Genomic DNA, 25,205 nt, shown 5'->3' with positions numbered 1-25,205 from the left:
ACAGAATACAAAAAAAGAAAAAAGAGATGAAAAACAAGATATTAAAAATCAATTTATTGGTGCTTCTGGCATTTGTTGTGGGAAGCTGCACCAATTTAGATGAAGAACTTTACGGAAGGTTGTCTCCGGAAAACTACTATCAAACAGAAGAGGAAGCGCTTTCTTCGGTTGTTGGTATCTACCAAACACTATCTAATGTCGTTAAAATTGGCGACGCATATCGTTGTGGAGAATTGGAAACTGATGAATTCTTCGTGCCTGGTCGTGCCAGCGGTGGATGGTATCACCAACCTTATCAGAATTTAATGCAGCACAAAGCAACTCCGGAAAACGCAAGAACGGCTAATGCCTGGAGTATCCTATTTCAGGGAGTTGGTAAGGCAAATGCGGTCTTACAGAGTCTGGAATCATCACCCAACAAGGAGAACCTAACAACACTGATTGCGGAAACCCGTGCATTACGAGCCTATTGTTACTTCTATACCATGGATTATTTTGGGAACGTTCCGATTTTTACAGATGCAAGGGTTGATCCCAACAATCTGCCTTCGACAAATACCAGATCAGACGTTTATGACTTTGTTGTTTCTGAAATGTTGACTGCAGTATCTAATTTACCCTCAATAACAGAGGTGAATAGAGCAGACTATTATCCACGTTTTACTAAGGAAGCAATCTTAGCTGCATTGGCAACAGTCTATTTAAATGCAGAAGTTTATTCGGGAACAGCTGATTGGTCAAGCGCCATTTCAATGTGTGACCAGATTATTAATACCAATGCGTACTCTTTAGAGGAGCAAGTAGGAGATTGCTTTCTGTCAACGAATGAGGAAAATTCAACGGAGCTGATCTCTGCTTTTTCAATTGATCCTACGATTAATGCGGGACAAAATCAGTTCATTCTTTATACTAACCATGCACTGGACAAGTTAAAGTACAACTTGCCTTTTTCTCCAGCCAATGGTTATAGTACGGGTCCTGTAGCTTTAAATCGTTATGAAGATCAAGACGAACGCAAAAGCTTAATTGAATACGGTCCGCAATACTATTTGAATGGTGATCCATTGCTTGATGCTAATGGCGAGCAATTAGTTTTGGTGCCTATTGAAGATATTGCTTCTGCTCAAGATAATGAAGGATACCATGTATTAAAATACTCTCCGGTTGGTGCTAATTTTTCTGGCTTTAATGCTGATAATGATTTGGTTTTGATTAGATATGCAGATATCCTTTTAATAAAAGCTGAAGCATTATTTAGAACCGGAGAAACAGATGAAGCCCTTGATTTAGTTAATCAAGTGCGGATTAGAAGTAATGCAACACCGTTCTCATCGCTTACTTTAAAAGATATTGAAGAAGAGCGTGCACGTGAGTTTATATGGGAAGGACACAGAAGAAGAGATATGATCCGTTTTGGCTCATTCTTTACAGATACCTGGTATCCAAAAGAAACAGTTACTCCCGAATGGAGAGCGTTATGGCCAATCCCTGCCATTGAAATTAATTCAAATCCTAATTTAGTGCAAAACCCGGGATATAATTAATCAGTTAAATCAATATTTGGTATTATCAGGGGACTGTCTTATTTTTGACTTTCCCCTGATTTAATTTAAATAAGGCACTCAGCTATGAAACAAATGCAATCGATTGTTCTTCTCGTTTTTCTGTGCATCGCCAGTCCGCTTTTTGCACAGATCGTTACGATTGATGGAATCCCCAAAGACACCGCGTACACGCCTTATTCGGCTTGGGTGAAAATCAAAAAAGATTATCCCAATGTAACTCGTGTTTACCCCATTCTTCCGGACGGCGTAAAAGCAGAAAACAACATTGTGTACGCTACGTTGCCCGATACTCCTTATGGCAAGCGCGACTTACACATGGACGTCTTTCGACCGGATAAAGGTGAAAAATACCCGGCATTGGTGATGGTTTTTGGTGGAGGCTGGCGCACAGGAAGCAAAGAAGCACAAGTGCCTATGGCTCAAAAAATCGCTGCGCAAGGTTATGTAACAGCGGCGATTGAATACCGACTTTCACCCGAAGCGCTTTACCCAGCCGCTGTTTACGATATTAAAGCGGCTATTCGCTTTTTGCGAGCCAACGCGGATAAGTATGGTATCGATCCCAATAGATTCGCCATCACCGGGAGTTCTGCCGGCGGGCAATTAGCGGCCCTGGTTGGTTTCACAGGAAACCTGGAAAAATTTGAAGGCGACCTGGGCTATAACGAAGTTTCGTCTGAGGTGCAGGCGATTATCGACATGGATGGGGTCCTGGATTTCACGACTCCATCTGAAAGTTTGGGCGATAATACCCCGGGACGGCACTCTGCCGGATATTATTGGTTTGGTGCTACCTTAAAAGAAGCTCGGGACAAATGGGTAGAAGCATCGCCTATGATTTACACCGGCAAAGATTCTCCGCCTATCTTATTCATCAACAGCGCTCAACCACGATTTCATGCGGGGCGCGACTCGGTAATTTCTGTTCTGAACACCTACAATATTTACACCGAAGTTCAAACGATTCCCGACAGCCCACACTCATTCTGGCAAGTTCATCCGTGGTTTGAGGAAACGGTAGATTATATGGTGAATTTTCTGGATCGGACGTTAAAAAATGAAGGGGAATGAAAATCAAACTAATCATCATTCTACTAGCGGTTAGTAGTTGTTTGTTCGCTCAAAAAAAGGAGTTTCCTGAGATTCCCAGAGATACGTCCTTTAATGTCAATTCGTCTTACGCGAAATATAAAAAGTACTTTCCTGAAATCAGACCGGCAAACCCAGAGCTATCAGAAAATGTGGCCGCTCACTTCAACCTTGGTTATACCACGTTACCCGACACACCATTCGGCAAACGCGACCTGCATGTTGACTTATTTCACCCGAAAAAAGAAGGCAAATATCCGGCCTTGATCCTGGTACATGGTGGTGGATGGCGGTCGGGCGACAAATCGTTGCAAGTTCCGATGGCCAAAGCAATAGCCGAGCAGGGGTTTGTAACTGTGGCCGTTGAGTACCAATTGTCATTGGAGGCGAAATATCCAGCGGCGATTCACAACATTAAAGCAGCTATTCGCTGGATGCGGGCAAATGCCGACAAATACCACATTGATTCGGACCGGATTGCCATTTCCGGCTGTTCGGCAGGAGGACAACTGGCATCGCTTGTTGGACTAACGAATGACGTTGAAAAGTTTGAAGGTAAGCAGGGCTATTCAGAATATTCAAGCTCCGTGCAGGCCATTATCGACATTGACGGTGTAATCAACTTCATGGCTCCCCTGTCATTAAATAATGAACGCCGCCCGGATTCCCCGGATGTAGAGTGGTTGGAGGGAGATTTTTATAGTCGCCCGGATCGCTGGAAAGAAGCATCGCCAATTTACTGGGCCAATGAAAACTCAGTACCCATGCTGTTTCTAAACAGCGGATTTCCTCGTTTTACCGCTGGAGAGTACGAGTTAATCAGCATGCTCGATCGTTGGGGAATTGAAAATGAACTGCACAAGTTTGATGTACAACTTCATCCTTTTTGGTTATTCCATCCGTGGTTTGAGCCAACAGGAGATTATATGGTCACATTTTTGCATAAAGTACTCTGATTTTGAAGTGAAAACTCAACATCATTGTCCGTTAACATTGAATAATAAAAAATTAACTAACATGAAATCAATTAAAAATATCTTAACCGTCGGACTGCTAATGCTCTCCAATTTTCTAATGGCAGCATCATACGAAACAGAGATTACCGTTGCTCAAGACGGAAGCGGAGACTATACATCCATACAGGAAGCGATTGACGCCTGTAAAGCTTTTCCCGACGAAAGAGTAACCGTGTTCATCAAGAACGGAACATACAATGAAAAAGTGAAAATACCTGCCTGCAACACCAACCTTTCGTTGATTGGTGAAAGTGCCGAAAAAACTATGATCACTTACGATGATTATTTTGATACCATTGACCGCGGCCGGAACAGTACTTTTTATACTTACACCTTAAAGGTTGAAGCAGATGATTTTTATGCCGAAAACCTGACTATTGCCAACTCTGCCGGCCCGGTGGGACAAGCTGTTGCTCTGCATGTGGTTGGTGATCGCTGTACGTTCAAAAACTGCCGGATGCTTGGTAACCAGGATACCTTGTACACAACCGGAGAAAAAAGCCGCCAGTATTTTACGGAGTGTTACATTGAAGGAACAACCGATTTTATCTTCGGTAACTCAACAGTACTCTTTAATGAGTGTGTTATTCACAGTCTGGCCGACTCTTATATTACTGCCGCCAGCACTGTAAAAGGCAAAAAATATGGCTATGTGTTTCAAAACTGCACGCTAACGGCAGCCGAGGGTGTCAGTAAAGTTTATCTTGGCCGCCCATGGCGCGACTATGCCAAGGTTGTTTTTATCAGCTGTAAACTGGGGAAACACATTCTGCCCGAAGGATGGTCGAACTGGGGAGGCACCAACAGAGACCAAACTGCGTACTACGCCGAATTTAATAATTCCGGTAGCGGATTCACCCCAGATCAACGGGTTGACTGGAGTCATCAACTAACGAAAGATGAAGCATCGGTATATACGATCGTTAACATTTTTGCTCCAGTTCAACCAGTTCAACCAGCTGAACCACAGGCTGAAGTATGGAGCAGAACCACCAACTGAAAATTATCCAAGTATCATTAAATACGCTGGTTTTCCTTTCATTTTGTTTTGAAGAATTGTACTTTTAAGATCGTCAAACTGTCATCCTAACTAAATGAAAACGAACTATTCCTTATTCAAACCATTTCTCTTATCGATATTGGCAGGACTGCTTATTTCTTCCTGCCAAATGAGTTCAAAAGAATACATTTTGCTGGATGAAAACTTTTCAGAATTGCCGCAGGGCCCCCTTGCCTACGATGTTGGAGCGCACACTGAATATCATTATTTGCCCGAAGCAAGCCCCCGAACCCCGTGGATTGTTACAACATTCCGCTATAACCTGCCACCATCTTGGGAAGTACGTCAGCACCATGCAAACAGCGAGTTGGTTCAAACGGCACATAATCCAAATAAGCACTGGCATCCGATGGTTGTCACCGGATCGCCATTTTGGACCGATTATACAATCGAGTTTTCATTTCAACCTCAAAAATCAGCCAGCCGTAATGGATTGGTCTTTCGCTACCTGAATGATCGCCAATATTACTTTGCCGGGTTTGAAGACAACAAGTTAGTCTTATTAAAAGTCGATCACGGCAAAGCTTTCCGAATACCAAACGAAACAGAACTTGACCAATCATTTGTCATCTTTAACCAGGCCCGGCCCATCAATTTAAAGGTACAGGCAGAAGGCAATAAAATAACCGTTTTTCAGAATGAAGACCAAATCATGTCAGCTATTGACAATGATTTTATGAGTGGAAAAATCGGGCTGCTTTCAGACAGTCCGACCTCTTTTCGTCAAATTAAAATAACAACCAGCGAAAAAGCGATTCAAAAGGCAAAAGCGCAGGAATTAGCGCAAAAACAAGAGCAAGATTCATTAATCAGTAAAACCCCGAAAATGGACGTATACAAAACAATGTTCCTGGGAGATTTCGGTGTAGGAAGAAACGTTCGTTTTGGAGATCTTGATGGAGACGCCAAGATTGATGTGCTATTTGGGCAGGTGAACCATCATGGCCCCAAAGACCGTAACAGTGAATTAAGCTGCCTGACTGCGATGACCCTGGATGGCGAAATCCTTTGGCAAATAGGAGAACCTGACCCCTGGAAAACAATGGTCACAAACGATGTCGCATTTCAAATCCACGACGTCGATCAAGATGGTAACACTGAAGTCATTTATTGCAAAAACCAAGAGCTAATCATTGCCGAAGGAGCAACTGGAAAGACAATCAAAAAGGTATCGACACCGTTAACCCCGGGAGGCAAACCAATGGAATCCGGGCACAATATGTTTAAACACATTCTGGGTGATGCCATCTATTTTCTCGATTTACAGGGAAAAGGTTACGACTCCGACTTCATCCTAAAGGACCGGTACCAATATCTTTGGGCTTTTGACTCCGACCTCAACCAATTATGGACAGGAAAGTGCCGTACCGGGCATTTCCCGTACGCATATGATACCGATCAGGATGGCAAAGATGAGCTGTTAATTGGCTATTCGCTGTTCGATAATGATGGTACGATGCTTTGGAGTCTCGATGATCAGATCCAGGATCATGCTGATGGGGTCGCTATTGCTCAGTTTGAACAGAATCAGGCACCCAAAATACTTTGTGCAGCCAGCGACGAAGGGTTGTTTTACGCCAACCTGGACGGAGAAATTACCAAACACCACTACATTGGCCATGTACAAAATCCGGCAGTTGCAAACTTTAGAGATGACTTGCCAGGTTTGGAAACAGTTAGCATCAATTTTTGGGGCAACCAGGGGATTATTCATCTTTTTGACAAAGATGGAGAGATCTACCACAGTTTTGAACCCAACCAATATGGAAGCATGTGTTTACCATTAAACTGGACAGGCAATTCAGAAGAATTTTTTGTTTTGAATGCCAATGCTGCAGAAGGCGGTGCCTGGGATGGCTACGGACGCAAAGTGTTGGAATTTCCGGATGATGGTCATCCGGATATGTGTTATGCCGTGATGAACATTGTCGGCGATATTCGGGACGAAATTGTGGTTTGGGATCCTCATCAGTTGTGGGTGTATACACAAACTGATAATCCAATTACCAACGTAGATTTGTATCACCCGGTTAAGAATCCATTGTACAACTTATCGAATTACCAGGCAACTGTTTCAACTAAAGATTAAAAATATAACCAACAGAAAAGCTGACAAATGAGTTTTCCGGATAAAGCAGGTTGGGATCAAGCGAACGAGGAAAGTTATGTGTCCAGGAAACTTCAAAATCAAATCCTTTGTAAGTCAAACTCAGGGGGATTTCCAATTGGGTATTCATCATACCAAACTTGTCGGTGTATGACGCGCTTAGCAGCGGATCGGCAAACAAGTTACCCAGGTTATCGTATTCTGCCATGGCGACTGATTCCGACCCGAAATAGAAGGTCAACTCGGGTTCTAACCTTAATTTGTTGAAGCGGTTTAGTTTCAACAATGTCAAATAGGCGTACACATCCGCTGAAAGGTGACTACCAATATCATCGCCCAGTAAGAATGAAGCATTCAAGCGTGTTCCAATGGTTTTTGTCTTAAAAGTTGTTCCCAGATTCAACCCACTTGAATATGTGGGATCAAAGTCGGGGTCGCTGTTATGGTACAGGTAATAATCGAACGAAGCCCTGTAACGGAAAAACTTCGCCTTTTTCATGCCTTTACTGTATCCAAGACTAATTACAGTCATTTGATAGGCCGGGTCAATCTGATCGTACCATGCTCCGGCCAGTCCTGCAAAAATCCCGTTGGAGTTGAGATAATACAGTTGGCCAGTCATGTTGTACAGGCTTTCTCCAATTTCGCGTCCGGCATAAAACGTGCGGGAATCGTAGCTGCTGCGCATGTACAAGAACTGCATATTATCCTTGTAACCGAACAAATAGCTCAGTTCGTCATCTCCAAAAACAACATCTTCAATCAGCGAATCTAACCGGTTCTCATAAATCTCTTCCTGCAACTCATTTTTTTGAGCTTTTAGTTGAAATGAAAACATTAGAATAAGAGCAACAAGGATAGTCTGTTTCATCCGTTTATAATTTATATTTTTCAAAAGCAAGGCATGGAACTCGCATGTAATCATTCTTCTGAGTGGGAATACCTTTACATGCTCGTTTCATGGTTCATTGAATTAAAAAGATTGGGAAAAGGCTTACAGGACCGTAATGACAATCCTGTAAGCCTCCTCTGTTGGGAAGCGATATTTAATTTCCTCCTCTACCATTTCCCTGTCCACCATGTTGGCGGCCTTGTTCTTGACCACGTTGCCGGGCATTTTGTCGGGCATTCTGCTGACCATCTTGCAGACCCCTTTGTCTCATCATTGCTTTTTGATCGTCAGTCAGACAGTCTTGCAATGCCTGGCGCTGAGCTTGGCGAGCTTGTTGGTTCGCTTCAACAAGAGCCAGTTGTTCTTCACTGAAAGTAGCACGTAAGGCTTCACGTCTTTCTTCGCGTGTCATTTCCATGTTTTGGATAATGGCTAATTGCTCTTCAGTAAATGTTTCACGTAATGCCTGGCGGTGTTCGCGATTAGCCTGGCGGTGTTCCTGCATTGTCGCCTTTTGCTCGTCAGTCATATGAAGTCGTGCGCGTTCCTGGATCGGTTCATCGGGTACTTCTTCTGTTTGTGCAAACGCACTTGTTCCGGATAACACAATCATTACGGCTGCTGCAGCCATCATTCTCATCATTGTTTTCATCTTATTCAATTTAAGGTTGATAATTTTTCTTTTCACTTGCTAACCGAATAAGATCAATTTCACCCTACCTCCACAATCAACTTTTCTTGATTATTCGTTTGAATAATGCAATTGGACCACTTTGAAGTATACCTCCAAGCAGTTTGAAAACAGTTGACCGATTCGAGTAAATACGAATCCAGGGAACAGATTGATATGAATAGCGCCTTTGAAGAATGATTTTGATTAAAATGAAAAGTTTAAAAAAACGGTTGGCGTAAAAGGAATCGCTTCTGCCTGCAAGTTGATGGACAGCTCCTGATCATCGGGCACTTGAATAAAATTGGCATACTTCAGATTGTTGTAGTCAAGTAGGTTTAAAATCGACAGCCCTCCTTCCAGTACAAAGCTTTTAGTTTGCCAACTGTAAGTAGCAGAAACATCCAAACGATGGTAATCTCTCTCGAAGTCTTCGCTATCTGTAAGGCGCGGATCAGGAAATCCGGAGCCATACACGTAGTTGGCCGAAAAGTGAAACGGGTTGAAATTGAACAAAACAGCTGTTTTTACTTCATGTCGCTGATCGTGCAAGGCCCGGTGGTAAGTTTGTTGCTGAAAATAGTCAAAACGCTCGAGCGTTTCGCTCAATGTGTAGCTGACCCAGGCAGAATGAGCTCCAAAATCTTGTTTCAGGAAAACATCTAAACCTGTTGTCTTACTTTGTCCTTCAAATACATCTTCAAACCTTAAATTTCGAATATAGCGGGTTAGTCCTTCTGTCTCTTTATAAAAACTTTCCAGGCTGAAAGTAAAATCGTTCTGATGGTATGTTAATCCGGTTACGAAGTGCTTGGCGTCCAGTACCGGAACGGTTTTCTCGTCGCAAATCAGCCAGTAGTAATGATAATTGCCATCATCGTCAATCAACGAACTGCGATTGATAAATTGGTTATGAATTCCGGCAGCTAGGTTTAACTTGAATGCGTTGGTCAATTGAATTCCGGCCGAAATCCGTGGTTGCCAAAAAAACTGATTCAGATTTAATGAATAACTGGTTCGCAAACCCAGTTTAAGTTCTAACATTCGGCTCAACGAAATCGCATCTTCCAGGTAGAGGTTGAACCGACTGCCGCTATGTTCCTGTCGAACGATCTGTACATCGAATGAATCCTCTGTAAAGCTCACGTCGTTGAAAATAAGGGAACTGCCCAGCGTTAGCTGATGCTTTTCAGCCAGAGGTATTTGATTGTCAACCGAAAAATTTGCTTCCGACACTTCATTTAGCAATTGCTGGTTTTTGTTAATTCGATTGTTGTGGCCACTGCCCATTCCGTTGCCGTTGTTTCGTTGCCGTTCTAGAAGCCGAACTGTTCCAACTTCTTTATTAAGCGTAGAAAAAGCCCCCGAAAATTTAGTTCGTGCTCCCCAATCCCAATTCTTTTGATAAAAGGCCGACAATGCATACTGTTTGTTGTGTTCATGATCTTCGTATGTTCCGCGCCAGGAATCACTGAGGTCTAAATTGTTGGAGAAACGGTCTTCGGCAATTAGCGTACTAATGGAATACATGTCTCCTCCGGAAGTTGAGCCTGAATATTTAACATTCAGATCGCGAAAGTTGTAATCCGGATAAATCGTTTGATTTGTAATTGCGGGAGAATTAACGCCCCTGTTATTTCGGAACGAGAGCTGCCTGGAATCGTACAGTTCGTAATACGTTTGGCGAAAGGCCAACACCAATGCCGAGCGCTTTTTTACCGGGATGCTAAGCAAGCCGTTCAGAGTCATGTTATTCAAACTCAATTTCAAATCCAGCTCACGCGTGTCACCGTCAATGCCGGTAATATTTACCAAGCCACCAACTCTTCCCCCGTATTTTGCTTCGTAAGCTCCTTTCAGTACCAGAATATCTTTGGCCATAAATGGATTGACCGCGCTAATGTTGTCATTGAAATTTTTCATGCCAAACAAGGTAAAACCATCAAACAAGACCTGTGTTTGTCCTTCGTAACTGCCCCAGATAACCAAGTCGTTCGACTGCTCGCCGGCAGCCAGAATGCCCGGTTGTAAACGCAAAAGATTAAATACCGAGTTATCCCCGTTTCCGGGCAGGTACTTGGCCACCTGATGATTTGCACGCATCACTCCGGCTTTATTCCCAGTTTGTAACGATTTTACCACCCGGGAGCCTTCCACCTGTATTTCCCGAAGTTCGTAGGTTGATGGAGTCAAAGTCAATACCAAATGACTTCCTGCCTTGACAACGGTGTCTTTTAAATAATAGCCTAAATACGATACCCGGATATGAAACAAGCTATCGGAAACACTCACCAATGAAAACAGACCTTGTTGATCGGTTACCATTCCCAATCCGTTAACCGACAGGTTTGAATAGGGCAGTGCCTCTGAGCTCAACCGGTCCTTCACTTGCCCGCTAAGCAGAAAGCTCGATCGGGTAGTGGTTCGTCGATCTTGGTAAAACAAAAAAACCTCCCCGGCTTTTTCATAAGCAACAGGAAGATCTTTCAATAGATAATCAAATGCGTTTTCCGGTGAACTGAAATTTTTACTGACACTTACTTTGTATCGAGACAGATTTTCATCGTCAAAGGAAAGCTGCAAGTCATAGCTGTCTCGCAACTCAACCAGCAGTTCGTTCAATTGCTTTTGCTGACAGTTGATTTCAACTGGTTGTGCCCAACTTAAGCATGTTGAAACTAAAAGTAGAATAATGATGAGATATCGGTTCAATGTTCAGGATTCATGTTTGTCAGGCGAAATTCATTTTCTCCTGTTTTTTCAAATTTAATACCGAATGGTTTACAAACAAAACCTAAAACTTCTTCTACATCTTGTCTTCGGTTAAAATTACCGGTGTATTTGTACTTGAGCGTATCGGCACCATTAATTTGAACGCCATATTGTCGTTCAATTTCGTTTAACACCATGCTCAAACTTTTGGAGGTGAAGAAAAACTCCTGATTCACCCAAGCTGTTTCTTCTCTTAAATCAACATTCTTCTGAACGTTAAACCCAGCTGAACTTAGGCTGGCTTTTTGGTTGGGAAGTAAAACAAGCTTTTCGTTATTATTGTCTGTAACCTGCACTTTGCCTGTTAAACATGCAACCTGATAATCTTGATCGCGCGAATAAATATTGAAGCTGGTTCCCAGTACCGAGGTGCTTCCTTTGGAAGAATGAACCGTAAACGTGCTTCCTTTCTCAACCTCAAAATAAGCTTCACCTTCAAAATTGAGGCTTCGGGAGAATTGCCACCAATACGGATGATAACTCAACGATGAAGCTGCATTTAAGTGCACAACCGATCCGTCGGGCAAATCAACAAGCAAGTGCTGCCCGGGAACGGCCTCCGGCGAAACCTGATAAAAGCGCATCAGACCGGTTAATCCTAAAACTAAAATAACAGAAGCTGCCACCGCCCAACGAAAGACAGGACGGTCGGTTAAGCGAATCGTCTTTAGCTCATTCACAGGTTCCAGCTTCGGTTCCATGGTTGCCCAAATGTCGGCTTTCGATTTCTTATAAGTTACCTCCAATCGCTTGTTCAGACGTTCAACGTCGTCCCAGCTTCTCGGCTTGTTTGTATGTGCGTTCTTGTGGTTCATGATACAAGTAATTTCTTTCGTAAATCATCCAAGGCATATTTCATGCGTTTTTCAACCGCTTTCATGCTGATGTTTAATCGGTCGGCAATTTCAGAATATTTCAGGCCATCCATCCGGCTCATTAAGAAAACCACTCGCTGCTTCTCCGATAATCCGGCCAGAGCTTTTTCATATTCCGCTTGCAATTCCTTTTCTTCCAGCTCATTTTCGGGGGTCACTTCATGCAGATTAAACGTAAGGCCTTTTTGATAACTGATTTCCAATTGTTGCCTGCGATACCGACTGATAAACTCATCACTGGCCATTTTATAAAGTAACCCGACATTCGGCTTTTCATTAAAATCAACCTGCTTTTCCCAGAGTTTCAAAAAGACGTCCTGTGCCAGATCGGTGGCTAAATCCACGTCTCCCGACCGGTAATAGATGTAATTTCGAATCCCATCAAAATACCTGTCAAACAACTGTTTAAACTCTTGCTTTGTCAATGTTTTAAAACTTTGTTCCGAAACCAATTCATTCGTTTTACTGCTATTCTCCCAGTTCAAAAAGTTAAGCAATATTCTCTGTTTTTCAATTGTTGACCGAATTAAATGCCATTTACCCTACCTTGGAACGGATTTTATTTTTGTAATTTCGATTCAAATTCAACAAATATGATCAAGTGGTTTCTTTTTATCTTCTGTCTTAGTTTATTTTCGGGTTGTCAATCGGCTGGAAAAAAAAGCGTGAAGTCTTCGTCGCAGACTTCTCAACGTCCGATCGTGTGCCAGTTGAGCGACAGTTCCAGGATTCAGCAGGTTTTAGCTCAATATGCAGATTCCTCCGGGCTTTCAACAGCCGATCTGCTAGCTGAAACCGGCAAACAGTTTTTGGGAGTTCCGTATGTGGCGCATACTCTGGAGCACGGAGCAACCGAACCACTGACCGTTGAGGTAGATGGGCTGGACTGCACCACCTTTGTTGAAACAGCACTGGCTCTTGCCCGAACCATAAAAAGCGGTGAGCCCGAGTTTGATCAATTTACCAACCAACTGGAAACCATTCGTTACCGCGATGGAAACAGACAGGGGTACCCGAGCCGCCTCCATTATTTTAGCGACTGGATTTTCAACAATCAGCAAAAAGGACTGGTAAGCCAACCGACTGCTGATTTTGGGAAACCGCTCGATATTGAAGTGAATTTTATGTCGACTCACCCGAATAGTTATGAAGTACTGAAAGACAATCCGGAGCTGGTAAAAACGATTGCAGATCAGGAGCAAGCGATTTCGGAACGTGACTATTTCTACCTGCCAAAATCAGAATTTGCATCCAACGAAAAGCATCTGAAGACAGGCGATATTATAGGAATCGTAACCAGCATTAACGGGCTGGATGTTGCCCACACCGGCATTTTACTTGACGTTGGTGGTCGTATTCATTTAATGCATGCTTCAACGCTCAGTAACCAGGTCGTTATTTCGGAGCAACCATTTGCTGAAATGCTTGAAAGCAAAAAATCGTATTTGGGCATTCTGGTTGCGAGGCCAACGGATGTAAATTAAGATCTGCTAGCCGTTAATGCCCGCACTTTTTTGTTTGTCAACTATAAAAGTTCTTTCCACTTTGGTTCAACCGGCAATCGTTCTCCATCAGCTGTCGTATGCTCCTCCAACGAATCCTTTTTCGACTGGATGACCATGTAGATCATTGTTTCGTCAGAAGAGTTGCAGATGCCGCGTTTCCCTGGTGGTGCAACACGTATTACGCTGCCCTCTTCAATCGGAAAGCAGTCTTCGTCAACCTGAAAATACCCGGCACCTTTCAAGATAATGTATGTTTCTTCATTTTTCCAGTGAATATGAAAATACGGTTGTTCCGAATGTGGAGGAAGCGAATTAAACGAAATTTGGGTTCCGGTTGCTTTTGTTGCATCCTTCAAAAATACTTTGCCTTCAATGAGTTTTTTATTCACCGGATGAATGAGCGAATAATCCATCAACGTATCTAAATTGCCCATATTTACAGCGGAGTAATTGGTATTCTCCGATAGGTTCTCCATTTTCTTCATCTCATTATAATTTAAAATTTTCAACGGTATTCGATGGAACTCGCTTATAATGATTCTCCTGTGTGTGATGGCCTTTACATGCTCGTTTCATGTTTTTCTATTTATTTTGCTGATAAACGGTTTAATGATGATTCTTGTTTGATTTCTTAATCACATCATTAAAGTCCAGTTTCTCGCGAGCAACGAACGTGAGCTGTTGGGAGGCTAGTCAAACCAATAATTAGTCCCATGTCAAGTATTTTCGCCAGTTGTGTTGTTCTTTGAATCCCAGTACTTCCCGGATTTTTCGATTCGAAAACAATGCTTCGTGTTCCTCCAGTTCACGAGTAATCGGTACTCCCGGAAAAAACCGTTCAGCCAACTCTTTGCTGGGAATAATCGCGCCATTGTGATCGTTTCCGGCATTGAAAACCTGATAACCAAGCTGATCTTTTTTCAAACATAAATCGACAATCTGTCCCAGATCACGCGCATCAATATAACAGAATGCATTTCGACGACGCACTTCGGGGTTTCTAAAATAATGTGGAAACAGTTCAGCGTACTCGTGAGGTTCAATCACATTCCCGATTCGAAGCGCATAAATATCAAAGCCCGATCGCCGCTGGAAACTGCGTGCTGTTTTTTCGTTCACAACCTTCGACATTCCATAGCTGTCCATGGGATCAACATCATAGTCCTCCTCCAAAGGCAGTACATGCGGGTTGGTTTGGCCATCTGAAAAACAGATGCCGTAGGTGGTTTCCGACGAAGCAATAATGATCTTCTTAATTCCAAGCTTTACAGCCGCTTCAATCACATTGTAGGTGCCCATGGTGTTTACCCGAAAGGTTTCATTATCCGGTTTGAGCAAGATGCGGGGCACGGCAGCAAAATGTACCACCGCATCAAATTTTGGAACGCCATTACCCTGCTCCAGTTCATCGATGTCGGCATACGCACTCATGGCATTAAACACTTGTCCGGAATCTGTAATGTCAGCTACCAGGTTATCGACCCCCGGATGATCCAGCGGTGTCAGGTCTACATTCATCACCCGATGTCCCTGCTCTAGCAGGTAGGGGATTACGTGCTTTCCGGCTTTTCCCGATCCTCCTGTAAATAATATTCGCTTTTTATTCGTCATATACTCTTCTGTTTTATAATGATTTTAGTTGCGATCTGCTAAAAATGCTTGCGCTGAACTCTCCATACACTGAAGCTCCAAAAAAATATTTAAAATACAAATTTTCTTTGTTAAAGAATAAACCGATGTATGGAGCCATCCACAGCTGGGTGGCAATTGCTCAAAGCCCTATTCTTGGTACTACCATAACTGTTGAACGTTTGAGAAAACGGGCTTACATTCCTTTATTGGAACGCTACAATCAGCTTAAACCAAACACGGTTTTGTTTTCGATGACTTAACGAACTGCCCGGTATGCTCCTGAGCGATAGCGAAGGGAGGGAGCGCAGCTCGCGTACGCCGTGGTGTTGTGAAAGCCTCTCCCTGCTAGTGTTTGCTAGCGGGGAGAGGCTTTCGATTAGCGGTCGTTGTTTTATTTTCTAATCCAGACGTAAAACCATACATATCTATGATTTTTGCCTTCGGATAATTTATGTTTGTTTTTTTATTAGTCTTAAAATCTGTAGTAAAAGTTTCAGATGATAATTTGTCTATTGGCACTTTATTGTTCTCATAAAATGCTTTTATAATTGACAATGAATTGGCATTAACTCTTCTGAAACCACATTTGTCTTTGGAAATCTCTCTGAAAGAATTACAAAAATAATTGTCAAATGCAGGAATAAATCCAAAAACTCCAAGAAGGATTTTTGTTATTAAAGTCAAATCAGCATTATTGTTGTCAATCAGGCATTTCTTAATGTCATTATAAATTTTGATAATTGTCTGAATATTATTTTCATCGTAATTGTCAACGTCTATTTGCCATATCGACTTATCTAATGTTGCAATATATTTAATTGTTGGCTCAAACTGTTTTACACTCTTTTGAAGTAAAAAACTAGAACCTCTAAACATTCCCCAACTTGCCAAATAAAATCCAAGGACTAAACAGCTTTTTTCGACATCTTGAGTAATATCTTTTGTTGCTATGAAATAATTGTAGCAATAATCAAATGAAGTGTATCTGTCTTGAGGATACATTTGACTTTTGAATTTGGAAACAATATTTTCAATGTCTGTTTTTGTCATTTAAGGTTGATTTGCGTTATCTTGGATTCTTTTCTTCCAAATCTTTTCTAATACAAGTTTGCCTTTGGGACTCTGATAAAAGGCCCCCGGCTACCGCACGAATCCTTTCGTGTGGTGTTTAAGAATAACCACGCGATACAATCGCGCGGGAGCGGAGACTCTTTTACCTAAGATATCTATGGTCTGCTTTGTGAAATTATCTCTACTCATAATTGCCTGTTATTTTTAAACTTGCACCTAACGGTCATTTCTATGTGGTCGGGCGGTCCCGATGCAATCAGGAGTGTCAGACCCGCAGGAAAGTGGGCGCAAGGTCTGACTTGTCAGACCGCTAAAACCCCCGCCTGCCATATACAATTTGTTGGGCGCAGTTATTTTCCAATCTCGTGTCTAAACTCATTGTAATTCATGACTGATATTTCATGTCGTAATGCACGAGCAATGATTTTCTTTTCATCTGTTACGAGTATTAAATTATTCTCTTTGGCAATTTCTGCAATTAGTGCATCTATCCACGTATTTTGTTTATTCGATTCTCCTTTAATTTCATTAAATACTTCACCAATATGATTTGTTAAGGGCGTGTCATAGTTTAAAATTAACTTACTAAATAACGCACCACTCTCTAGATTGAGAGATATTGGAGATAATGAATCGTAGTATTTAAGTCGACTATTTTGTCTGTTTAAGTTATTGTCAGCTTTGATTTCACTTAGCTGTGCAATCGATGAATAAACCTCAAAAACTGATTTTACTAACTCTGGATTAATCCCATCGTCATCAAGTTTAATAATGATATTTGTATCGAGTATTATTTTAGGTTTTGGTATCATATTTTGTTGTGGTTATAGATAAATTGAGATTGTTTTCCATGCTGATTAATTTTGTGAATCTCAATAATTTGATTTAAACTATAGAATTCATCCAAGTTGTGGAAATTTACTTTCACAAATCAAAGTTGATATATCCTCGTTAATTTATTTTTCATTGAGTCAATCTGTTTATTAGAGCGAATTATAATTGTGCCTAACGGTTTGTGTAAGTGGAGTGCGGGATTGAAAGTGATGAACTTTCAAGCTCGCACGGAGCCAATTCGTTTATTCAAATTTTATATTTTACGCCAATCGTCAAAGACGAATTGGCGGTGTTGCAACGGAGAACTGCGGTTGAATTACCCGCTGAAACCCGCATTACATTTACACTTTGTTGTAGTTCGTTTTTATTCTTCACATTTATATGTGTTATTATATTTGTTTTCTAATTCAGAGAACCAATATTTTATTGAATCGCCAGCATTATTTATATCTCTAAGTATTTCTCGTCTAAAACAAAAGTGTTCAGGATATTGAGAAGAAACATCAACAATAGTGTCATTTTTAACTGTGAGAATATTAATATCAGCATTTATGGAAAAAGAGAATACTTTATAATGATTGGGCATTCCATATTTGGCATTGCAATTATCATAATCTCCAATAATTTTATTGTATTCCATTACAATTTTTTCTCTGTCAGAATCTTCAAGTTCATATCTTACAGCTGGATTATAGTCGGCGTATCCTTCATCTATTTTTGTTATTTGATTTAGAATTTCAGGAATCCCATCCATGTTTATATCAACAATAGCACAGTATGCAATGTTATTACTATAAATCATTTTGAAAGGTACAGAAGTATTTTTATTAATCTGATTTAAAAATAAACGACTTCCAAAAACATCTTCAAATCCAATGAAATGATATAAATCTTTATCTCCGTCATTATCAAAATCTATCCAAGAAAAAGAATGTGGACCAAAATCTCCGTAGATTAGATTATACCAAATTACATTGTTTGTGGGATTCGATTCATCAACAACCAAATAACCCGTTCCATAAGGCCAGGGTTGTTCTTGATTTCTTTCTCTGAAATTAAAATGAAGAACTTTATAAGGAGAAAACGAAATAGAATCAATTTCTGTGATTTCACCAATTTTGGATTTTAATGTGTCCAATCCAAATTGTAAATAAATAGGATGGAATTGCTCAACTTTCAAATGTCCATTATTTTCTTTAGACACCTGTGCTTGAGTATTTATAAATTGAAAAAGTCCTAAAGTCAACAATATGATTATTAATTTTTTCATGTCTTTCAAAATGAACTACAACGGTTGGTACATGTTGCGGGGCGGATTTCGGAGAGCGTTCCTGTCCGCCAGCTGGCGGACACGGAACTGCGATGCGAGAATCCGCAGTTGGCACACCACCGAACCCCGCCCTGCAATATGTACTGTGTTGTGCGTTCGTGTTTTTATTTTTTTATTCGTTTTATTCTCATGTGTTCTTCTAATCCAAACCTGTCAAATACAAAGTGAACTATTTGAACATTCTCAAGATTCCAAGTATAGTTTTTAAAATCTCCGATTCCATTAGATTCCGAAGTCGGTTTGCCAAATTCGGTTTCAAAGTGAGATTGAAAATCGCTAAAGGATTTTTCTTGGTCATTGTAGTTTGTTCGGAAAAATTCCAATTCGTTTAGTAAACCATTTTTCCTTGGTTCAAAGTGAAATCCAATCATGCAATTAAGTCCATTCAACGATTTACTTGAAATAGTATAATATCCTGTCGTTACATGTTTAAAGTCGTGCGCCTTCAATTTTTGAGTCAATGTCTGTTCATCAATGTCCCAGGGAATAAAAATGTCCGGTTCGTCAATTTTATATCCTTCTTGAATATTCATCTTTTTAATCTTTTTGCCTTTTCAGCAATCTCTTTATAGTGATTAAAATCCGATTCAATTTGGTCAAATGTTTTTCCATTAGTTACTTGTCTATTAATGGCAAAATCCAAAGCTGTCAGTTCGATAATCTTGATTCTTCTGTTTTTGTCTTTTAGCATCACAAGTTTGTCAACCAACATTTCTCTAAAATCACAGTTTCCACTTTTTTCTTTTTCAGTCAGAGTTTTACAAGCTGCAAAAACTTCATCTTCATATTCAGAAGTCATTGCGATATTTATTAATTCATTTGTGTCTGGAAGTGGAAGTTTTCCGCAAACAGGACTTCCTCCTCCGTGATATTCAGTATCAACATAAAAGCAAAGCCATTTCGAATCAGTTTCAGTGTCCAAATATGTTTTTGTCCACTCAGCAAGATTGTTTTCAACTAATTCAAATTGCTTTTCCAATTCCTGAATCAGTTTTCTGTCCGCAATTAATTTTCTTTTATGTAGCATTCTGCTTCTTTTTCAACATGACGCACAACGGTCACTTGCAAGTTGTCGTTGCGGATTTCGAAGAGCGTCAGTGTCCGACAGGACATGACGGTCAAGAAAGGAGTTGCGGCAACTGATACCACGAACCCCGCAATGCAATTTGCAACTTGTTATGCGCTTTTATTCTTATTTTTTTGTTTATTTTTCACATGTCCAATCGTAAATGCCCCACTAATCATTGCTGCTAAAAGTCCAAATATTGTTGCAGGTTTTATTTGCTGTCCTGAAATGAATGCCCACGGAATTAAAACAATTCCTGCGGCAATAATAAAGTAGCCAAAACCCATCAATAATTTTCCTGTCACTCCATCATACATGTTTGGAGCTTCTGCAATTTTAAGATTGTCAGGTAGTGCTTCATTTTGTTCTCTAATGTTTCTTCTAAATGCAGCATTAAAACTTCTAAAGTCATCTTTATCATTTGAAGCGTGCTCAAACTTAAAATTTCGTTGATTTTTTACTTTTATTTTAAAAATGTCAAAATGTTGGTCTGGAGTAAATTTAAACCAATCTATGTCTTGCCATTTTATAAATCTGTCTGAATATTTATAAAGGATGTAGCTTCTTTCCCAATTGATTTCTAATCCGTTCTCAACAATTTGTACAATTAGTTTTGCTTTAGATGTCCTTTTGGATAAAAACCAACCACCTAAGAAGTAAAGTCCAACTACAATCAAAGTCATAATCCCAAACAAGTCCTTATTCGTGTCCTCAAGTTTGCCAACTAAAAACATTGTCGGAATAAGACAAACTATCGGTAAGATAAAAATTGTCAATAAGAAATGGATTCTTGAACTTGTTGTTATTTTATAAGTCTTTATTTCTGTCACTTAGTTGCTTTTTTCGTTTTGTTTAATTGCGCATAACGGTAAATTGTATGAGTAGTGGCAGATTGCGTGGTAGTTTCCTGTCAAACCGCTACGCAGTTTGAGCGGGCTACAAACCTTGATATTTACCACATTGCCTGCCATTACTTATACAAAATGTTAGGCGCTTTTATTCATTACAAATTATATTATTCACCGCTGTAAAATAAGAAGGGTATAAACTTAAAAATGCTTCAACCTCACTTTTATTTGCTTTTAAATTATCTTTTAATTCAGTTCTATAATATGAGAAATAATCAAATTTACGTGCAAGCTCTAAAGCAACAATCCTATCTGCAAACCCCAATTCATAAAATGAAATTGATAATTTATTCGGCAACCCATATTTCATCATTTTTTGAATTAAGTCCATTTTTTCTAAAATATTATCATTTTCAGTATTTCCCATGAGCCTAATCACCTCAGAAACTGCACCAATTATCAAAGTAAGTCCATAGGAATAAGTATTATGACAAATATCAATTATATGCTCAATTGTTACTGTTCTTCTTTGTCTACCAGCCTTATATTTAACATTTTCTGATAAAGAAGCAAGCAATTCGTTAAATGTGTATCCTTTTAGCCAATGATTTGTCAATTCAAAAGCTGAATTGTCTGGTGTTAATTTTTTTATACTGACAGGCGCTTTTTCGTATAATATTGTCCACAAAACTTCAAATAATTCTTCATCGGTTTTAGATACTAACAGTTTGTCAATATTTTCCAAAGTCCATGCTTCTATTTGAAGAATATCTTCTACACCTAATAATGTACGGCCAAAAGATATCCTTTTCTCATCTGAAGTGACCTTCTTACTTATATTGTCAGCTAAAACTTTAAATAATTCTTTTAATTGTTCCTTCTGGTTGTTATCTGATATACTGTACGCCAAAGTCCCCATTGCAACTTTTTCAATTTTATCTGAATCAGTACCAAGCCCGAAATCAATCCAATATGCCATTAAATAGCTTTCAATAGCAGCAATAATGTCAAGTTTATTATCAAGTTGTTTTTTCAGGCCATTAACTGAGAAATTTGAATCAGAATGTTCTTCTGCAAAATCTTTAGGGAGCTTACGAATTGCTTCGGGACTATCCAAGTATGCACTCACTAATTCCAAAGGGCTTAAAGCAACACTATAATTCTTGTCATCGCTGTAAAGCGGTTCAAAAATAGTCAGCAAAGTACTACCACAAGGCTCTGAATTTACTGGGTCGAGCATATCAATTGCATTTTCCCATTTCCACTTTTCTCTATTATTGTTTCTCTTATCAAACAGTTCTGTGTCAGTAAATATTATACTCCCTTCTGTATGCATTCCTGCTCTTCCTGCTCTTCCAATAAGATTGTGAAAATCCCGGGTTTTAATTTTTGAATCAGCTTGATAAAAGCTTGTAATCATTAGGTATTTGATTGGTAAATTCACTCCTTGTGCAAGTGTCGATGTGCAAATAACAAATTTAATTTTGTCTTCTTGCATAGCGTATTCAATTGCCAACCTCAATCCCTCAGAAGTAAAGCCACTATGAGAGTATATTCCTATCCTTGAACATCTGGTCATATAATGGTCATCACCTAAGTGCTTTTGATGAAGATATGTTAATTTCTCAACCTCTTCTATATTCGATGAAATTAAAGGCTTTCCTGTTTCAAACCCCCTTTCTGTAATATCTAAAACTTTCTCAGAAATAGATTTTACCGTAAGTTTAGAACCACAGAAGATAGCCACAGCACCATTCTTTACAAGCTTTAAAGCTAAATATAAAGCAATAGATTTACCATCATTCTTTTCAGGAAACATGCGCTGATTTCTTTCACGCCCTCTTAGAGGAAAAGTCGTTTGCTCAATAACTCTAGGAACATAAAAATCAACATTATTTGCATTATCACGATTAATATACTGCAACCTGCCAAGACGTGTTGTCCAATTGGCAAAACTTACTGTTCTATGAGTAGGTAGTAAATCAACTCCAGAAATTATTTCCTTATCCTTTTCAATTAGCCAGTCCCCAATAGCAGATGCATTATTTATCACTGCAGAAATCAAAATAACCTGAGTGTCCTCTTTTACCATATTCTTTAGTGATGATAAAAGTAACTCATATGTTACTCCTCTAATTCCATTATCAAATTGGTGGCCTTCATCATAGATAAGAAGACCAATTTTTTGAACCAATTCTGGGCTATTTCTAATAATGTATATAAACTTCTCTGGGGTTAAGACTAAAACAAGGTTTGATTCTACAAAATCAAATTCTTCAATAAAGCTAAAATCATTCTGTAAAGCATCAGAAGGTTCGTCCACATCAATATTTTCATTCTTAAAAGTATCTTGGAGGCTGTTTTTTATTTCAGAACAAAGTGCCCTAAATGGAGCAACAATTACTGCCATCTTGGTTCTTTCCGAATAAAAACTACTGCGTATAATAATTTCTAGTGATTTTGTTTTTCCCGCACTTGTTGGCATTTGAATTACAGCCGATTTACCTTTATATATACCCTTTTCTCCAAGTAGTTTTTGAGATGGCCAAAACTCCTTTATAAAATCGCCATTTTGTATTGTACTACTCCATTTATCTTTGTTAATATTTGTATATCTCTGAAGACTCATCCACGATGAATTGTAAATGCTTTTCTTTACAACTGCACGTATTACATCGACAAATAATAATTGTCTATCTGTTCCACTTTCATAAATAGATTGACATAAATAATCAAGTGCTTTAAAGACTTGTTTACTATTATTTCCGCTATTATAAAATGATATTAATTGTGCTTGAAAATCATTAATATTAGAGGGAAAGGTATTTTGGGTATGTGAAGCAGAATAGGATTTTAAAGAGTCATTTAAGATATTATACAATAGGTGTTCTAATCCTTCACTCCCTAAATCAAGTTCCGACGAAACTATTTTACTAGACAATACTCTTGCGTTCCCCTGTAAATCTGCTAAATAGTAAGATGCAGCACCAATTAAAAGAAAGTAATTAGAATTTTTATCATCAAGTCTAGTTTCTACATATGAATCAAAGAATTGAGCAGAAAAAACTAAATTCTTAATGTAATTTGTGACAACAGACTCGGTTAATTCACTTTTTTTAATCTTTCCATAATCTCCAATTAACCCTATTGTTAGTGATAGTAATTCGGAAGGATTACGAGTAAGCTCTAAATGATAACGTTCAGGAATATCAAATTCAAACATTTTAGCTTTTGAACGTGTTACACCTAGTAAATTATAAGATTGAGTTCTAGGATTCATCAGCTGCAATTTCAAAGAGTTTATGCGCTAATTTCATCATATCATCTCCTTTTACCACAATTAGGAAAAGTGCTGAATTGTATGGATGAGCAGATGTGTCAGAATTAATAACGACATCTTCATCATAAATATCATTTGAATATAAAGCTGCAACACCATATTCTGAAGTATATGGAATATCAACTTGGTTTTGAAACCTTGCGACTTTAAGGGCTTCTTCAGTTTTTCCTTTATCGAATAGCCTTTGTTTTATAGCATTTAAGGATTCTGCTTTTCTTAAATCATCTTTAATAGAATCATCAATTGCATCCTGTAATCTGGGTTTAGCTTCGTTGCCTGAATATTGAGCTTTAACCTCAAACATTTTAAGGATATCTTTGGGTGTTTTGTTTTCATCATATAGTTTAAAACCAATTAAATCAGTTCCTTTAGTTGATTCATCTCGAATTGTTTTATTCCCATAGCGTGTACGTGGAACCCAATAACCTAAGATATACTCTATATAATCAGCCACTAAAATTTCACTAAAATCTCCTGACCTTATACCTGGACCAAAACCTCTTGCTTCTGTTGGGAATTTTAATTGAATCAGAAAATCTTTCCTTGACAAGCCTGTTCCATCCCTTAAAAAATCAATTTCATTATCAAAACAATAATGATTTCTAAAGTGTTTAGCCCATTTTGATAATACGGCTTTATCAGCTAAGTCGTGATTGTATTCTAACAGACAAATCTCTTTTCCATCCTTAGATTTTAAATCAGAATCAATTCTTGAAAACCAACTTGTATGTTCAGAGCTCCATGGCATATATATTATTTTAAGGTTGTTTCAGGGCTTGTTTAATTGCGCCTAACGGTTAGTATATGAAAAGTAGGCGATTACGAAGCACCAAACTTACGATTAAGCACAAAGTTTGATACGAGCCGAAAACCTTGATTTCACTACTGTTTCGCCTATTTTTTATATACATTGTTACCTGCAGTTTTTTATTCCATTCTTGTCATTCTACAAGGGTCATAAATTATTGGAATTACGATTTCGCCCTTCTTATTTATGAAACCTGATTTTCCTTCAAGTTCGACATATGCGAATCCATTATTAAACTGACTTGCGTAGTCAAATTTGGGTTTAATTACAATTTCTCCTTTCTTATTTACAAATCCCCATTTCTCATTAAGACTAAAGTTCGCTACACCTTCATAGAAGTGCCATAAATCGTCAAATTGAGGCTCAATTATAAGTTTGCCATTTGAATTGTAAGCACCCCATTTTTCATTCTTTGCACGAACTATGTGCATTCCATCCGATAGATTTCCTGTAGCCATATAGTTCGGTGGAATAATCGTGTCACCTTTAGCATTTAATCTCCCACGTCCATCTTCCGTGTTAAATGCTCCTGGATAGGTGTTTAATGACCACAACTTTTTGTCTTTGTGTTTTTCTTCAACGTACTCAAATGTTTCACCTTCTTTGTTAATTAGTTAATCCTTATGAACTAATATTTACTGGAAATAATTGTTTTTGTCTAATGATTATTTCCAGTAAAATTTTAAGCCAAAGAACTTCTTCTTTGATTTTCCGAAGTAATCCTT

General features: G+C 39.2%; 23 protein-coding genes. 7 read left to right on the top strand and 16 right to left on the bottom strand.

All coding sequences use genetic code 11. The features are described 5' to 3' along the window. The first annotated feature begins 26 nt into the window (after positions 1-26). The 5 genes from GR929_RS07155 to GR929_RS07135 all read left to right on the top strand — a co-directional run bounded on the left by GR929_RS07155 (position 27) and on the right by GR929_RS07135 (position 6,819). Positions 27-1,544 carry a RagB/SusD family nutrient uptake outer membrane protein gene (locus GR929_RS07155; protein WP_159518294.1) on the top strand — a complete coding sequence of 506 codons (1,518 nt, stop codon included), beginning with the start codon at positions 27-29 and terminating at the stop codon, positions 1,542-1,544. 84 nt (positions 1,545-1,628) lie between these two features. After that, positions 1,629-2,636 (top strand): alpha/beta hydrolase, encoded by a 1,008-nt coding sequence (locus GR929_RS07150; protein ID WP_235934129.1) that lies wholly within the window; start codon positions 1,629-1,631, stop codon positions 2,634-2,636. Further along, positions 2,633-3,610 carry an alpha/beta hydrolase gene (locus GR929_RS07145; protein WP_159518292.1) on the top strand — a complete coding sequence of 326 codons (978 nt, stop codon included), beginning with the start codon at positions 2,633-2,635 and terminating at the stop codon, positions 3,608-3,610. The genes GR929_RS07150 and GR929_RS07145 overlap by 4 nt, the downstream gene beginning before the upstream one ends. A gap of 61 nt (positions 3,611-3,671) precedes the next feature. Further along, positions 3,672-4,670 (top strand): pectinesterase family protein, encoded by a 999-nt coding sequence (locus tag GR929_RS07140; RefSeq protein WP_159518290.1) that lies wholly within the window; start codon positions 3,672-3,674, stop codon positions 4,668-4,670. 94 nt (positions 4,671-4,764) lie between these two features. Continuing rightward, positions 4,765-6,819: a hypothetical protein gene (locus tag GR929_RS07135; protein WP_159518288.1), complete on the top strand. Its 2,055-nt coding sequence runs from the start codon at positions 4,765-4,767 to the stop codon at positions 6,817-6,819. On the opposite strand, the gene GR929_RS07130 is transcribed toward GR929_RS07135, so the two are convergent. The 5 genes from GR929_RS07130 to GR929_RS07110 form a co-directional block, all read right to left on the bottom strand. After that, complete coding sequence (locus GR929_RS07130) at positions 6,809-7,708, bottom strand: hypothetical protein (RefSeq protein ID WP_159518286.1); 900 nt, start codon at positions 7,706-7,708, stop codon at positions 6,809-6,811. The genes GR929_RS07135 and GR929_RS07130 overlap by 11 nt on opposite strands. Before the next feature lie 175 nt (positions 7,709-7,883). Beyond that, positions 7,884-8,363, bottom strand: a complete 480-nt coding sequence (locus GR929_RS07125; RefSeq protein WP_159518284.1) for a hypothetical protein — start codon at positions 8,361-8,363, stop codon at positions 7,884-7,886. A gap of 243 nt (positions 8,364-8,606) precedes the next feature. Continuing rightward, the gene (locus GR929_RS07120) at positions 8,607-11,111 is read right to left on the bottom strand and encodes a TonB-dependent receptor (protein WP_159518282.1); all 2,505 of its coding nucleotides are present in this window, start codon (positions 11,109-11,111) and stop codon (positions 8,607-8,609) included. Then, a complete protein-coding gene (locus GR929_RS07115) occupies positions 11,108-11,986 on the bottom strand; it encodes a FecR family protein (protein WP_159518281.1) in 879 nt (292 codons plus the stop codon). The genes GR929_RS07120 and GR929_RS07115 overlap by 4 nt, the downstream gene beginning before the upstream one ends. Then, a complete protein-coding gene (locus GR929_RS07110; protein ID WP_235934126.1) occupies positions 11,983-12,543 on the bottom strand; it encodes an RNA polymerase sigma factor in 561 nt (186 codons plus the stop codon). Before GR929_RS07110 ends, GR929_RS07115 begins: the two co-directional genes overlap by 4 nt. A 96-nt stretch (positions 12,544-12,639) precedes the next feature. Between GR929_RS07110 and GR929_RS07105 the strand changes: the two genes are divergently transcribed. Continuing rightward, positions 12,640-13,530 (top strand): N-acetylmuramoyl-L-alanine amidase-like domain-containing protein, encoded by an 891-nt coding sequence (locus GR929_RS07105; RefSeq protein WP_159518279.1) that lies wholly within the window; start codon positions 12,640-12,642, stop codon positions 13,528-13,530. 41 nt (positions 13,531-13,571) lie between these two features. Here the strand turns inward: GR929_RS07105 and GR929_RS07100 are convergent, their stop codons facing one another. Continuing rightward, on the bottom strand, positions 13,572-14,036 hold the full coding sequence (locus tag GR929_RS07100) for a cupin domain-containing protein (RefSeq protein ID WP_159518277.1): 465 nt from the start codon (positions 14,034-14,036) through the stop codon (positions 13,572-13,574). A 220-nt stretch (positions 14,037-14,256) separates the two neighbouring features. Further along, on the bottom strand, positions 14,257-15,162 hold the full coding sequence (locus GR929_RS07095; protein WP_159518275.1) for an NAD-dependent epimerase/dehydratase family protein: 906 nt from the start codon (positions 15,160-15,162) through the stop codon (positions 14,257-14,259). A 107-nt stretch (positions 15,163-15,269) separates the two neighbouring features. On the opposite strand from GR929_RS07095, the gene GR929_RS07090 reads away from it, so the two are divergent. After that, positions 15,270-15,443, top strand: a complete 174-nt coding sequence (locus GR929_RS07090) for a hypothetical protein (RefSeq protein ID WP_159518273.1) — start codon at positions 15,270-15,272, stop codon at positions 15,441-15,443. 85 nt (positions 15,444-15,528) lie between these two features. Here the strand turns inward: GR929_RS07090 and GR929_RS07085 are convergent, their stop codons facing one another. From GR929_RS07085 to GR929_RS07045, 9 genes are all read right to left on the bottom strand, one after another. Beyond that, positions 15,529-16,233, bottom strand: a complete 705-nt coding sequence (locus GR929_RS07085) for a hypothetical protein (RefSeq protein WP_159518271.1) — start codon at positions 16,231-16,233, stop codon at positions 15,529-15,531. Positions 16,234-16,604: 371 nt separating this feature from the next. Continuing rightward, positions 16,605-17,066 carry a PIN domain-containing protein gene (locus GR929_RS07080; RefSeq protein WP_159518269.1) on the bottom strand — a complete coding sequence of 154 codons (462 nt, stop codon included), beginning with the start codon at positions 17,064-17,066 and terminating at the stop codon, positions 16,605-16,607. 386 nt (positions 17,067-17,452) lie between these two features. Then, positions 17,453-18,358 (bottom strand): FG-GAP repeat domain-containing protein, encoded by a 906-nt coding sequence (locus tag GR929_RS07075; protein ID WP_159518267.1) that lies wholly within the window; start codon positions 18,356-18,358, stop codon positions 17,453-17,455. Positions 18,359-18,522: 164 nt separating this feature from the next. Then, positions 18,523-18,951 (bottom strand): hypothetical protein, encoded by a 429-nt coding sequence (locus tag GR929_RS07070; protein ID WP_159518265.1) that lies wholly within the window; start codon positions 18,949-18,951, stop codon positions 18,523-18,525. After that, the gene (locus GR929_RS07065; protein WP_159518263.1) at positions 18,948-19,445 is read right to left on the bottom strand and encodes a hypothetical protein; all 498 of its coding nucleotides are present in this window, start codon (positions 19,443-19,445) and stop codon (positions 18,948-18,950) included. The genes GR929_RS07070 and GR929_RS07065 overlap by 4 nt, the downstream gene beginning before the upstream one ends. 149 nt (positions 19,446-19,594) lie before the next feature. Next, a complete protein-coding gene (locus GR929_RS07060) occupies positions 19,595-20,314 on the bottom strand; it encodes a hypothetical protein (protein ID WP_159518261.1) in 720 nt (239 codons plus the stop codon). Between the two features lie 166 nt (positions 20,315-20,480). Then, positions 20,481-23,612, bottom strand: coding sequence for a DEAD/DEAH box helicase (locus GR929_RS07055; protein ID WP_159518259.1), 3,132 nt, complete (start codon positions 23,610-23,612; stop codon positions 20,481-20,483). Then, positions 23,602-24,420, bottom strand: coding sequence for a Hachiman antiphage defense system protein HamA (locus tag GR929_RS07050; protein WP_159518257.1), 819 nt, complete (start codon positions 24,418-24,420; stop codon positions 23,602-23,604). Before GR929_RS07050 ends, GR929_RS07055 begins: the two co-directional genes overlap by 11 nt. Before the next feature lie 179 nt (positions 24,421-24,599). After that, positions 24,600-25,034 (bottom strand): WG repeat-containing protein, encoded by a 435-nt coding sequence (locus GR929_RS07045; RefSeq protein ID WP_159518255.1) that lies wholly within the window; start codon positions 25,032-25,034, stop codon positions 24,600-24,602. Positions 25,035-25,205: the final 171 nt, after the last annotated feature.

This window comes from Sunxiuqinia indica (assembly GCF_009847015.1).
Lineage (GTDB): Bacteria > Bacteroidota > Bacteroidia > Bacteroidales > Prolixibacteraceae > Sunxiuqinia > Sunxiuqinia indica.
This window is presented reverse-complemented; position numbering and strand designations above follow the sequence as displayed.